Annotated in this window: 11 protein-coding genes; 7 read left to right on the plus strand and 4 right to left on the minus strand. The window is 63.9% G+C overall.

The genetic code is table 11. From position 1 onward, the window contains the following. Window positions 1-147: 147 nt before the first annotated feature. Window positions 148-1,197: an ureidoglycolate dehydrogenase gene (allD, locus tag ACK3CV_RS06005; RefSeq protein WP_015376901.1), complete on the minus strand. Its 1,050-nt coding sequence runs from the start codon at window positions 1,195-1,197 to the stop codon at window positions 148-150. 358 nt (window positions 1,198-1,555) lie between these two features. Between allD and ACK3CV_RS06010 the strand changes: the two genes are divergently transcribed. The 5 genes from ACK3CV_RS06010 (at window position 1,556) to cfa (ending at window position 7,654) form a co-directional block, all read left to right on the plus strand. Next, on the plus strand, window positions 1,556-3,223 hold the full coding sequence (locus tag ACK3CV_RS06010) for an acyl-CoA synthetase FdrA (RefSeq protein WP_164141146.1): 1,668 nt from the start codon (window positions 1,556-1,558) through the stop codon (window positions 3,221-3,223). Between the two features lie 9 nt (window positions 3,224-3,232). Continuing rightward, window positions 3,233-4,498, plus strand: a complete 1,266-nt coding sequence (locus ACK3CV_RS06015; protein ID WP_164141144.1) for a YlbE family protein — start codon at window positions 3,233-3,235, stop codon at window positions 4,496-4,498. 16 nt (window positions 4,499-4,514) lie between these two features. Then, window positions 4,515-5,384, plus strand: a complete 870-nt coding sequence (locus ACK3CV_RS06020) for an oxamate carbamoyltransferase subunit AllH family protein (protein WP_164141142.1) — start codon at window positions 4,515-4,517, stop codon at window positions 5,382-5,384. A 21-nt stretch (window positions 5,385-5,405) separates the two neighbouring features. Continuing rightward, window positions 5,406-6,308, plus strand: a complete 903-nt coding sequence (locus ACK3CV_RS06025) for a carbamate kinase (RefSeq protein WP_033637382.1) — start codon at window positions 5,406-5,408, stop codon at window positions 6,306-6,308. Window positions 6,309-6,502: 194 nt separating this feature from the next. Then, the gene (gene cfa, locus ACK3CV_RS06030; protein ID WP_033637384.1) at window positions 6,503-7,654 is read left to right on the plus strand and encodes a cyclopropane fatty acyl phospholipid synthase; all 1,152 of its coding nucleotides are present in this window, start codon (window positions 6,503-6,505) and stop codon (window positions 7,652-7,654) included. Between the two features lie 125 nt (window positions 7,655-7,779). On the opposite strand, the gene ACK3CV_RS06035 is transcribed toward cfa, so the two are convergent. The 3 genes from ACK3CV_RS06035 to tesA form a co-directional block, all read right to left on the minus strand. Next, a complete protein-coding gene (locus ACK3CV_RS06035) occupies window positions 7,780-8,634 on the minus strand; it encodes a co-chaperone YbbN (RefSeq protein ID WP_033647233.1) in 855 nt (284 codons plus the stop codon). Window positions 8,635-8,711: 77 nt separating this feature from the next. After that, entirely contained in the window at window positions 8,712-9,488 is a 777-nt protein-coding gene (locus ACK3CV_RS06040; protein ID WP_164038768.1) for an SDR family oxidoreductase, read from the minus strand. A gap of 26 nt (window positions 9,489-9,514) precedes the next feature. Beyond that, a complete protein-coding gene (tesA, locus tag ACK3CV_RS06045; protein WP_162091349.1) occupies window positions 9,515-10,153 on the minus strand; it encodes a multifunctional acyl-CoA thioesterase I/protease I/lysophospholipase L1 in 639 nt (212 codons plus the stop codon). On the opposite strand from tesA, the gene ybbA reads away from it, so the two are divergent. Beyond that, window positions 10,124-10,810, plus strand: coding sequence for a putative ABC transporter ATP-binding protein YbbA (gene ybbA / locus ACK3CV_RS06050; RefSeq protein WP_004940192.1), 687 nt, complete (start codon window positions 10,124-10,126; stop codon window positions 10,808-10,810). The two genes, tesA and ybbA, sit on opposite strands and share 30 nt — an antisense overlap. Beyond that, entirely contained in the window at window positions 10,807-13,239 is a 2,433-nt protein-coding gene (gene ybbP / locus ACK3CV_RS06055) for a putative ABC transporter permease subunit YbbP (RefSeq protein WP_164038765.1), read from the plus strand. Before ybbA ends, ybbP begins: the two co-directional genes overlap by 4 nt. Window positions 13,240-13,360: the final 121 nt, after the last annotated feature.

Raw genomic sequence — 13,360 nt, forward strand, 5'->3', positions numbered from 1 at the left:
CAGCGGCGATGCGGCCAGGGCGGAGGCTATTCGCCGCCGGCCGACCTATTGCGCTGAGCGCGCTGATGAAGGTTTTCTTTTTTCTCCCCGGCTCAGAAATATCAACCGCGAGCCGCGGCGTAAAAAGCCCACGATAATAAGAGTGCGTTAACTGGCGAAGGGATCTTTATGGTCGTAAGAACGCTGGTAAATAGCATTTGAAATTAAGTATTGATAAATATCGTCGACGATTTCGATGCCGTTTTTCTCGCTTTCCATTTCACGCGCATGGCTGTTCTGCCCCGGATAAAGCACTTTGCTGACGCCCGGCGCCGGCTTAACGGCATTCAATTCTTTCATGACCTGGCTGATATTTTTACGGAATGCGGATTCGTTGGTGAAATAACCCGGATTCAGGACGATATGCAATTGGCCCAATTCCCGGCCGGCGCTGAGATCGTGATACATCGAGCTGACGTGTTTGCCGAACGGCAGGCCGAGCAAAATGCCCGACAGCACGTCGACCATCATCATCAGGCCGTAGCCTTTCGGCCCGGCGATCGGCAGCAGCCCGCTGACGGCGAACGGATCGGTGGTGTGCTTGCCCTCGGCGTCCACCGCCCAGGTGTCGGGGATGGCGGCGTTGCGCGAGCGGGCGTCCAGCACTTTGCCCCAGGCCTGCACGGTGGTGGCCATATCGAAGGTAATCAGCTCGTCGCCTTCGCCCGGCGCGGAGAAGGCGATGGGGTTGGTGCCGTAGTAGACCTCGGCGCCGCCGTACGGCACCACCATCGGATCGGACTGGCACAGCGAAATGCCGACCATGCCGGCGCGCGCCGCCTGCTGCACGAAGTAAGACAGCGCCCCGCTGTGGCCGATGCGGCGCACGCCCACCACCGCCACGCCGTTCTCTTTCGCCATTTCAATGGCGCGATCCATGCTCAGCTTGGCCGCCACGTGCCCGGCGCCGTTGTCGCCGTCGAAAATGGCGCTGCAGGGGCCGGTTTTCTCAAAGGTGAAATGCGGGTGATTATTGGTGCCGCCTTTGCTGATGCGTTCGGAATAGTATTCGACCCTGACCGCGCCGTGAGAATGAATGCCGCGCGCATCGGCATGAACCAGCACGTCGGCGACGATGCCGGCGTGTTCCTGGCTCAGGCCGGCGGCGTGAATTTTTTGCTGGATAAGCTGATGTAATTGTTGTTTAGAGACCTTCATATACAGTCCTTTTATCACTACGGTTTATTTAATTCGCCTCTGCGTTGTAATGTATAAATACCGGGGGGGAATAATGTGATCCAGATGCGTTTTATCCGATTGGATTAAAAATTCGTTGAATTAAATCGCCATTGTTAGAAGTTTTTTTATAAATGATATTTCCCTTCTGGATTAACTAATATTCAGACGATTAAGTTATTTTTTCTAACAATGGATAAAGTGTGACCGTACTCACCTCGGGACACGATTTTAATTTGTAGCTTGATAATTAACCTTTTCGCTGAATTCAATGCGTCGCCGCGCCGCCGGTGCGGGAAATATTGCCGATATTATTAAATGCTGTCTTAAGGATATCACCATGATCCATGCTTTTATTAAAAAGGGGAGCTTTCAGGATTCCGTCAGCCTGATGTTGATCTCCCGCAAACTCAGTGAATCTCCCAAGGTCGAGGAAATATCCGTCATGATGGGGACACCGGCCAATAAATCCTTATTGGAGGTGACCGGTTTCTGGCACCCGCAGTTTAGCGAAGCGACGCCGAACGATATTTGCGTGGCGATCAAGGCGGAGTCCGCCGATGAGACGATCGCCGAGGAGATCGGCGCGGCGCTGGAGACGGCGCTCAAGGCGATTGCGCAGGGCAGCCAGGGCGGCAAAAAACTGCTGCGGGCGCGCAGCTGGCGCACCGCCAGGCAGAAGCTGCCCGCCGCCAATCTGGCGCTGATCTCGATCGCCGGCGAATACGCGGCGGAGCTGGCGGATAGCGCGCTGGAAGACGGCTGCAACGTGATGATGTTCTCCGACAACGTCAGCGTGGCGCAGGAAGTGGCGCTGAAAACCAAGGCGCGCGAACGCGGGCTGATCGTGATGGGGCCGGACTGCGGCACCGCCTGCATCGCCGGCGCGCCGCTGGCATTCGCCAACGTGGCGCCCGCCGGATCTATCGGCGTAGTGGGCGCCTCCGGCACCGGCATTCAGGAACTGATTTCGCAAATTACCCTGGCAGGCCAGGGCATCTCGCACGCCATTGGCCTCGGCGGGCGGGATTTGACGGCGGAGATCGGCGGCATCAGCGCCATCAGCGCGCTGCGCATGCTGGCGGCGGATCCGCAGAGTCTGGTGCTGGCGTTCGTGTCCAAACCGCCGGCACCCGAGGTGCGCCAGCGGGTGATTGACGAGATGAAAGCGCTCGGCAAGCCGGTGGTGGCGTTGTTCCTCGGCGCGCAGTCCGCCGTGCGTCAGGAGGGCAACATCACGTTCGCCGCCACGCTGGATGAAGCGGCGCGGCTGGCGGCGATGCTGGGCTGCGTGCAGCAACAGGCGGCGCAACAGCCCGCGGTGCCCGGCGGCAAAATCGCCGGGCTGTATGCCGGCGGCACGCTGGCGGCCGAATGCGCGATGTTGCTGGCGGAAAAACTGTCCCTGCCGGTGGATAGCGAGCACCCGCGCGGCGCCATGCTGGTGGCCGACGGCCATCGCATTATCGACATGGGCGATGACTTTTATACCCAGGGGCGACCGCACCCGATGATTGACCCGACCGCCCGCAATCAAGAAATCGCCCGCCTGGCGCAGCAGCCGCAGACCGGCGTGTTGCTGCTGGACGTGGTGATCGGCTTCGGCGCTCAGGACGATCCGGCGGGGTCGCTGGCGGCCGAGGTGGCCAACGTGCGCGCGGCGCGCGGCGCGGCCCACCCGCTGGCGGCGATCGCCACCGTCACCGGCACCGAACAGGATCCACAGCAGCGCTCGCGGCAAATCGCCACCCTGCAGGAAGCCGGCATCGCGGTGATGCCGTCGCTGCCGGCGGCGGTCGCGCTGGCGCACCAGCTGATTACCCCCGTCTTACCCGCACCTGAACGCGAACGGCCGGCCTTGCTGGACGGCGTCGCGGTGATCAACGCCGGGCTGCGCAGCTTCGCCGATGACCTGCAAACCAGCGACATCCCGGTGGTGCACTACCAGTGGGCGCCGGTGGCTGGTGGCGATCAACGATTAGCCAACATCTTGAAAAAATTAAAGTAAGGAACCGCTATGTACGCAACGATTGAGCAAGCAAACGCCGCCGTTATCGCCCGTATCCGCGAGGCGCGCCCGCTCTGGCAGGATGTGGATCTGGCGCACCGCTTGATCCCGCAGCTGGCCGAAGGGCGCAAGCTGCTGCACGCCGGCCCGCCGGTTACCTGGCAAGAGATGAGCGGCCCGGTGCGCGGCGCCTGCATCGGCGCCTGCCTGTTCGAAGGCTGGGCGCAGGATGAGCAGCAGGCGCTGGCGCTGCTGGAGCAGGGGGAAATCGAATTCATCCCGTGCCACAGCGTGAGCGCGGTGGGGCCGATGGGCGGCATCACCTCGGCCCATATGCCGATGGTGGTGGTCAGGAACACCGTTCACGGCAACTACGCCTACTGCAACATGAACGAAGGCATCGGCAAAGTGATGCGCTTCGGCGCCTACGGCGAGGATGTGCAGCAGCGCCTGCGCTGGATGCGCGATTCGCTGGCCCCGGTGTTGAAAGCGGTGCTGGCGACGCTGGAGGAGGGGATCGATCTGACCGCGCTGATGGCGCAGGCGATCAGCATGGGGGACGAATTCCACCAGCGCAATATCGCGGCCTCGGCGCTGCTGATGCGCAGGCTGGCGCCGGAGATTAGCCTGCTGCCGCGCGATAAGGCGGAGCTGGCGCAGGTGATGCAGTTCCTCAGCATCACCGATCAGTTCTTCCTCAATCTGGCGATGGCCTACTGCAAGGCGGCGATGGACGCCGGGGCGGAGATTGAGCAGGGCACCATCGTCACGGTAATGACCCGCAACGGCAAGAACTTCGGCATCAAGATCAGCGGGATGGGCGATCGTTGGTTCACCGCCCCCGTCAATACGCCGGAAGGGCTGTTCTTCTCCGGCTTCAGCCAGGCGGACGCCAACCCGGACATCGGCGACAGCGCGATCACCGAAACTTTCGGCATTGGCGGCGCGGCGATGGTCGCGGCACCGGGCGTGACGCGCTTCGTCGGGGCTTCCGGCGGCATGAGCGCCGCCACCGACATCTCCGAGGAAATGGCGGAGATCTACCTCGAGCGTAACATGATGCTGCAGATCCCGACCTGGGACTTCCAGGGCGCCTGCCTGGGGCTGGATGCGCGCCGGGTGGTGGAAACCGGTATCACGCCGCTGATCAACACCGGCATCGCCCACCGCGAAGCCGGGGTCGGGCAAATTGGCGCCGGCACGGTGCGCGCGCCGCTCGGCTGCTTCGAGAAAGCGATCGAAGCGCTGGCCGATAAGCTCGGCATCACGGCGTAAGCGAACGGAGGGGCGTATGGACATTATCGCGTTGGCCGGCAGCCGCCATGCGACGCAAGACTACGGCGCGCTGCGCTGCGTCGGCAGCTTCAACAACGCGATCAATTTCCTGACGGAAAACGCGCGGCTGCTGACGCTGCACCGCGCCGGCAGCGGCCTGAGCCCGATGGGGTGGCAGCTCGGCGCGCGGGATTTCGATCGCGTGCGGCGTGCGGTGCCGTCTGTACGACGCTGCGCCTTCTCCGCCGCAGGCATCACGTTGGATGGGCTCCTGGTGCGGCCCGCCGCCGCGGCGCGGGATCTGGCGCTGACACCGCGCGCGGCCATTGCCGATCGGCCGCTGACGGCGGTATTGCAGCGCTGCACGGCGCAGTGCGGGTTACACGGCGAGCTGGGCCGATTGGTGAAGCAGCCGTTAACGCCGGAGCCGGCCGCGCTGGTGCGGGATTTCTCCCGTTGGCTGCGGGGCGGCACGGTCGACTGGCGCCAGGCGCTGGGCAAGGGGCCCGGGCTGACGCCGAGCAACGACGACACCTTGCTCGGCCTGCTGCTGAGCGCGCACCTCGACAGCCGCATTCAGGTCGCCGGGCTGGCGCCGTTTTTCGCCCAGACGCCACCGCTGGACGCGCTGACCACGCTGGTGAGCGCGCACTACCTGCGTTACGCCGAGCAGGGCGTGTTCGCCACGCCGGTGCATGCGTTGGCGCTGGGGCTGCGGGCGCCTGAAGAGGTATCGGCGGCGGTGGCGGCGGTGCTGAGCCTGGGGCACTTTTCGGGAGCGGACACGCTGCTGGGCGTGTGGCTGGGGATGACGACGATTAACGCACTGTGCGGCGCGCGGTGTGAACACGAGGGCCGGATCGCGGATCCGGCCGGGACGGTATGATTTCAACTACGGGTGCAAACCATGAAAACCTTGGTCATTGCGTTGGGCGGCAACGCCCTGTTGCAACGCGGAGCCGTGCTCTCTGCGGAAAATCAGTATAAGAGCATCGCCCTCATCGCCGACGCCATCGGCAAGCTGGCGCAGAAATACCGCATCGCCATCGTGCACGGCAACGGGCCGCAGGTGGGGCTGCTGGCGTTGCAGAACCTGGCGTACCGCGACGTGCCGCCCTATCCGCTGGATATTCTGGTGGCCGAAAGCCAGGGCATGATCGGCTATATGCTGGCGCAGCAGTTGAGCGCCAGCCATCCGCAGCAGCCGGTGTCCACGCTGCTGACGCGGGTGCTGGTGGATGCGCAGGATGCGGATTATCAGGCGCCGAGCAAGTTCATCGGGCCGGTGTATGCGCCGGAACAGCGGCAGGCGCTGGAGGCCAAATACGGCTGGACGCTGAAGGCGGACGGCAACTACATCCGCCGGGTGGTGCCTTCGCCGGCGCCGCAAAAGATCCTCGACATTGAGGCGATCACGCTGCTGCTGTCGCAGCGGCACATCGTGATCTGCAACGGCGGCGGCGGCATCCCGATGATCGCCGGCGAGCGTGGGCTGACGGGCAGCGAAGCGGTGATCGACAAAGATCTGGCGGCGGCGCTGTTGGCGGAACAGGTGGGGGCCGATCATCTGGTGATCCTCACCGACGCCGACGCGGTGTATCAGGAGTGGGGCACGCCGCGCCAGCGCGCCATTCGGCGCGCCACCACGCAGGAGCTGGCGCCGATGGCGGTGGCGGACGGCGCCATGGGGCCGAAGATCATGGCGGTCAGCCGCTTCGTCGATCGCACCGGGCGGACGGCCCATATCGGTGGCCTGCAGGATATCGACGCGGTGCTGGCGGGCCAGGCCGGCACCTCTATTTTGCCTTAGCCGCCGTCGGTTTATCCGCGCCCGCGCTGGCGCGGATAAGTATGCCTAAATGGCATGATTTCAATAATTTTTATTCATTTCATGATGTTGCTCGCCTTGGCTAGAGTAAAAACACCCCCGTATTTACCGTCAAAAATTTGTCATTTTTATTTGCGACTATGCTTTTTGAAATGACATTTCGGCCAAGGATTGTTATGGATTCGCTCAGTGTTGATGAACTCGCCCAGAAGAAGGATCGCTGGTATCGCATTGTGGAGGAGATGTTGGCGGAAGCCGGCGTCGCCATCAACGGCCCGCGCGCCTGGGATATCCGGGTGCACAATCCGGCGCTGTTCAAACGCATTTTGCAGGAAGGCTCGCTCGGTTTCGGCGAAGGCTATATGGACGGCTGGTGGGAGTGCGAACGGCTGGACATGTTGTTCACCCGTATTCTGCAGGCCGGCGTCGATGAGCGGCTGCCGAAAAGCCTGAGCGACATCGCGCGCATCGCCTATGCCCGGCTGTTCAACCGCCAATCGCGCAAGCGCGCCTGGCAGGTGGGCAAAGAGCACTACGACATCGGCAACGACCTGTTCCGGGCGATGCTCGATCCTTACATGCAATACTCCTGCGGCTACTGGAAAGAGGCGCAGACGCTCGAGCAGGCGCAGCAGGCCAAGCTGCGGATGATCTGCGAAAAACTGCAGCTGAAACCGGGCATGACGCTGCTGGATATCGGCTGCGGCTGGGGCGGGCTGGCGCAGTTTGCGGCGCAAAACTACGGCGTCTCGGTGCACGGCGTGACCATTTCCGCCGAGCAGCAGAAGCTGGCGCAGGCACGCTGCGCGGGGCTGGACGTCGAGATCTTGCTGCAGGACTACCGCGATCTGGATCGCCAGTTCGATCGCATCGTGTCGGTCGGCATGTTCGAGCACGTCGGGCCGAAAAACTACGAGACCTATTTCAGCGTCGCGGCGCGCAACCTGAAGCCCGACGGCCTGTTCCTGCTGCACACCATCGGTTCCAATCAGACCGATCTTAACGTCGACGCCTGGATAGACAAATACATCTTCCCCAACGGCTGCCTGCCTTCGGTGCGGCATATCGCCGAGGCCAGCGAAGGGCGTTTCGTGATGGAGGATTGGCACAACTTTGGCGCCGATTACGATCGCACGCTGATGGCCTGGCTGGAGAACTTCAAACGGGCGTGGCCAGAGTTGGCGGGCGGCTATTCCGAGCGCTTCGAACGCATGTTCACTTACTACCTGAACGCCTGCGCCGGCGCGTTCCGTTCGCGCAATATTCAGCTGTGGCAGGTGTTGTTCAGCCCGGCGGGCGTGGAAGGTGGGGTGCGGGTCTATCGTTGATATCCCTTCGTCTTTTCCGCCGCATCGTTGTTGGCTGCACGTTCGAACCCCTGGTCACTTAGTTATCTAAGCTCCCAGGGCTTCTCACGTTTGCCGCCTGGATGCAGCTTCAGGTATGAAGGATATCAGTACAGCAGGGAGTACAGCTGGCGGCGATACTTAGCGGCCAGCGCGTCGCCGGTGCCGAGCGCGGCCAGAATGTCCATCAGGGTCTTGCGCGCGTTGCCGTTGGCGGCGGCCAGATCTTTCTTCAGATGCCCCATCAGCAGTTCCAGCGCTTCTTCGTTACGCCCGACCTGATGCAGCTGCAGCGCCAGCTGCACCGCCAGCTCGACGTTGCCCGGCTGCTGCTGTACCTGCTGTTGCAGCTGTTGGATTTCCGGCGTGTCCGCCGCCTGCTTCAACAGTTCAATCTGCGCCACCAGGCCCTGATAGCGGGTATCGCGATCTTGCAGCGGGATGGTTGCCAGCACCGCTTCGGCGTCTTCGCTGCGGCTGAGCGCGATCTGAGTTTCGGCCAGGGTCAGGCCGATGTCGCTGCGCTGTTGGCTGCTCTGCCAGGCGTCTTTCAGCAGCGGCAGCGCTTCGGCAGCGTTGCCGGCGGCCAGCAGTTCCTGCGCCTGCGCCAGTTTCAGATCTTCTTCCTTCGGCAGGAAACGCTGCAGCAAGTCGCGGATCGCTTCTTCCGGCTGCGGGCCCTGGAAGCCGTCGACCGGCTGACCGTCTTTGAACAGATAGACGGTCGGAATGGAGCGCAGCCCGAACTGGGAGGCGATCATCTGTTCGGCGTCGCAGTCCACCTTGGCCAAAATGAACTGGCCGGCGTATTCCGCCGCCAGTTTGTCGAGCACCGGCGTGAGCTGCAGGCAGTGTTGGCTGCGCTCGGACCAGAAGTAGAACAGCACCGGAATGGACATCGACTGTTCCAGCGTCTGGTGCAGGTTAGTTTCGTTAATATCAACAACAGCTTGAGCTAGCATCTTTTTTCTCTCTGATCGTGCGGAGCCATGGGGTGTAGATGGGGGCGCGCCGCCATTCTTCAACCCCGGCGGGCGAATTAAGCGTTGCTGCGCAGCAGCCAATCCAGACAGCGGCCCGGCAGAATGCGGCGCAGCACGCTCATGGCGTGCGCCAGCAGGGTCACTGGGTAGCGCAGTTTGGCGCGCGGGCTTTCCAGCGCGTGGCGCAGCTTGGGCAGAATGGCCTCCGGCGGCAGCGTCAGGCGCTTGGCGATGCCGGGGTTGTGCACCGGTTTGTCGCTCTGCGTCTGATTGACGTTCTGGCTAAAGTGGGTGGAAATCGGCCCCGGTTCGATCAGGCTGACCTGAATGCCGCTACCGTGCAGCTCCATGCGCAGCGCGTCCGACCAGGCTTCCAGCGCGAACTTGCTGGCGGCGTAGGCGCCGCGCCCGGCGCTGGAGACCAGACCCATCACCGAGCTGGTCTGGATAATGCGCCCTTCGCCGTGCGGCAACATCGCCGGCAGCAGCAACTGGGTCAACTGGTGGGCGCCGAACAGGTTGGTGGCGAACTGCCGCTCCAGCTGGCTGCGCGAGATGCCGCTGAGCGGGCCGTAAACGCCGAAGCCGCCGTTGTTGAACAGGCCGTACAGACGGCCGCCGGTCAGCGCGATCACCTCGGCGGCGGCGCGCTCGACGCTGGCGCTGTCGTCCAGATCCAGCTCGATGCCTTCCAGCCCGAGCTGGCGCATGTTTTCCACGTCCTGCGGCTTGCGGCAGGCGGCCAGCACCCGGTAGCCGCGGTTGCGCAGATCCTGCGCCGCAATCAGCCCAATCCCGCTGGAGCAGCCGGTTATCAATACTGCTTTTTGCATAACTTTACCTAGTGTACGACCCTAATTTAGTTAGACTCATGTTTTACTAGCGGTTCCAGGCGCTCCGCCATCCAGGTGGCGATAAACGGCTGGGCGTCCCCATTGGGGTGCAATCCGTCATCCTGCATCCATTCCGGCTTCACCACCACCTGTTCCATATAGAACGGCAGCAGCGGAATGTTGAACTGCCTGGCCAGCGCCGGGTAGACGGCGCTGAACGCCTCGGTATAGCGGCGGCCGTAGTTCGGCGGGATGCGGATCTGCATCAGCAGCGGCTGTGCGCCGGCCTGCTGCACCTGCGTGATGATCTGGCCGAGATCGCGCTGCATGTCCTGCGCCGGGAAACCGCGCAGACCGTCGTTGGCGCCCAGCTCGATCAGCACCCAGCGCGGCTGATGCTGTTTCAGCAGCGCGGGCAGACGCGCCAGCCCCTGTGCGGCGGTGTCGCCGCTGATGCTGGCGTTGACCAGCTGCGGCGCGCCCGGTTTTTTCTGCCACTGTTCGGCCAACAGCGTCGGCCAGGCCCGCTCGATCGGCAGGCGGTAGCCGGCGCTTAAACTGTCGCCCAAAATCAACAAGGTATCGGCGGCGACAGCGCGTAAACTGAATAATCCCAACAGCAAAAGGAAGGGAAGATGCCAGCGGAAAACGTTCTTGAAGTTCATCATCTTAGTAAACACGTTGGTCAGGGTGAGCATCAGCTCACCATCCTTACCGGAGTCGAGCTGCTTGTCAAACCCGCGCAGACGATCGCCCTGATCGGCGAATCCGGATCGGGGAAATCGACCCTGCTGGGCATTTTGGCCGGGCTGGATGACGGCAGCGAGGGCGAGGTGCGCCTGCTCGGCGAGTCGCTGACCGCGCTGGACGAAGAAGGCCGCGCCGCGCTGCGCGCCAGGAACGTCGGCTTCGTGTTTCAGTCGTTCATGCTGGTGCCGACGCTGAACGCGCTGGAGAACGTGCAGCTGCCGGCGCTGCTGCGCGGCGAGAGCGACAGGCAGAGCCGCGAGCAGGCGGTGCAACTGCTGGAACAGCTGGGATTGGGCAAACGGCTCGATCACCTGCCGGCGCAGCTGTCCGGCGGCGAGCAGCAGCGCGTGGCGCTGGCGCGCGCCTTCAGCGGCCGGCCGCGGGTGCTGTTCGCCGATGAACCGACCGGCAACCTCGATCGCCAGACCGGCGATCGCATCGCCGACCTGTTGTTCTCTCTCAACCGCGATTTTGACACCACCCTGATCCTGGTGACCCATGACGAAACCCTGGCGGCGCGCTGCCAGCGGCGGCTGCGGCTGCGTGAAGGCAAGCTGTGGGAGGAAGCATGATCTGGCGCTGGTTCTGGCGCGAATGGCGCTCGCCGTCGCTGCTGATCGTTTGGCTGGCGTTGACGCTCTCCGTGGCCTGCGTGCTGGCGCTGGGCAGCATCAGCGATCGCATGGACAAAGGGCTCAGCCAGCAGAGCCGCGATTTTATCGCCGGCGATCGGGTGCTGCGCAGTGCGCATCCGGTGCCGGAAGGCTGGCTGCTGGACGCGCAGCAGCAGGGGCTGACGCTGAGCCGCCAGCTGTCGTTCACCACCATGACCTATGCCGGCGACCGGCCGCAGCTGGCGGACGTGAAAGCCACCGATTTGGCCTATCCGCTGTATGGCAAGCTGGAAACTCGCCCGGCCAACATCAAGCCCGAACCGGGCAGCGTGCTGGTGGCGCCGCGTTTGCTGGCGCTGCTGAACGTGAAAGTGGGGGATTCGCTCGAGGTGGGCGACACCACGCTGCGCATCGCCGGTGAAATCATTCAGGAACCGGACGCCGGCTTCAACCCGTTCCAGACCGCGCCGCGCATCATGATCAACCTGGCGGACGTCGATAAGACCGGCGCGGTGCAGCCGGGCAGTCGCCTGACCTACCGCTACATGTTCGCCGGCGCCGAGCCGGATATTCAGCGTTACGAGGAGCGGCTGACGCCGCAGTTGACGCCGGATCAGCGCTGGTTCGGGCTGCAGGAGTCCGGCAGTGCACTCGGCAAGTCGCTGCAGCGATCCCAACAGTTCCTGCTGCTGTCGGCCCTGCTGACGCTGCTGTTGTCGATCGCCGCCGTGGCGGTGGCGATGAGCCACTATTGCCGCAGCCGCTACGATCTGATCGCGGTGCTGAAAACCCTTGGCGCCGGGCGCGGCGCGCTGCGTAAACTGATCGTCGGCCAGTGGCTGGCGGTGATGGCGCTGGCGGCGGTGTGCGGCGGGGCGATCGGGCTGGCGTTCGAAGCGCTGTTGATTCGCCTGCTGAAGCCGGTATTGCCGGCCGCGTTGCCCGCCGCTGGCGCCTGGCCGTGGCTGTGGGCGCTCGGCGCGCTGGTGCTGATTTCGCTGCTGGTCGGGCTGCGGCCGTACCGTCAGCTGCTGGCCACCCAGCCGCTGCGGGTGCTGCGCCGCGACGTAGTGGCCAACGTCTGGCCGCTGCGCTACTTCCTGCCGGTGACGGCGGCAGTCGTGGTGGCGCTGCTGGTGACGCTGATGGGGGCCAGCACGCTGCTGTGGGCGATCCTGGCGGGCATGGCGGTGCTGGCGCTGCTGCTGGGCGGCATCGGCTGGGGCAGCCTGCAGCTGCTGCGCCGCATCACGCTCAAGAGCCTGGCGCTGCGGCTGGCGGTCAACCGCCTGCTGCATCAGCCGTGGGTGACCATCAGCCAGCTGGCGGCGTTCTCGCTGTCGTTTATGCTGCTGGCGCTGTTGCTGGTGCTGCGCGGCGACTTGCTCGACCGCTGGCAGCAACAGCTGCCGCCGGATAGCCCGAACTATTTCCTGCTCAACATGACCGAGGCGCAGGTGCCGCAGGTGAAAACCTTCCTGCAGCAGCACCAGATCAAGCCGGAAACCTATTATCCGATCGTCCGGGTGCGCCTGACCGAGATTAACCAGCAGCTGGCGACCGAGCGGGTGCATGAAGACGATCCGGGCGGCGAGGCGGTGAACCGCGAGCTGAACCTGACCTGGCTGGCCGATCTGCCGGATCATAATCCGCTGGTGGCGGGCAGCTGGCCGCCGAAAAGCGGCGAAGTCTCGATGGATGAAGGCATTGCCGGGCGGCTGAAGATCAAGTTGGGCGACACGCTGACCTTCAGCGGCGATACCCAGGCGTTCAGCGCCAAGGTCACCAGCCTGCGCCAGGTGGATTGGGAAAGCCTGAAGCCGAACTTTTACTTTATCTTCCCGCCGGGCGCGCTGGACGGCCAGCCGCAGACCTGGCTTACCAGCTTCCGCTACGACGGCGACGGTCAGATGCTGACCCAGCTCAACCGCCAGTTCCCGACGCTCAGCCTGATGGACATCGGCGCGATCCTGAAACAGGTCGGCGGCGTGCTGCAGCAGGTCAGTCGCGCGCTGGAGGTGATGGTGGTGCTGGTGGTGCTGTGCGGCGGCCTGCTGCTGCTGGCACAGGTGCAGGTCGGCATGCGTCAGCGCCGCCAGGAGCTGGTGGTGTACCGCACGCTGGGCGCCGGCAAACGGCTGCTGCGCCGCACGCTGTGGTGCGAGTTCGCCCTGCTGGGGCTGGTGGCGGGCATCGCGGCGGCGGTGGGCGCCGAGGCGGCGCTGTGGCTGCTGCAGAGCCGGGTGTTCGACTTCCCGTGGACGCCGACGCCGGTGCTGTGGTGGGCATTGCCGCTGGCCAGCGCGCTGCTGCTGTCGCTGTGCGGCGGCTGGCTGGGCGTGCGCCTGCTGCGCGGCCGGGCGCTGTTCCGCAGTTATGATGGCTGATCTTGCTATCGCAGGTCCGTTGCCGCCAAGCGCGGCCGGGCCTGCCGATTTTCCGCCGCGCGTTACCGTGGCTTTTCTCCTTGTTCCCTTCCGCACGTCACGCTGATTTTTGTGAAATCGA

Source organism: Serratia sp. TSO36, assembly GCF_057808395.1.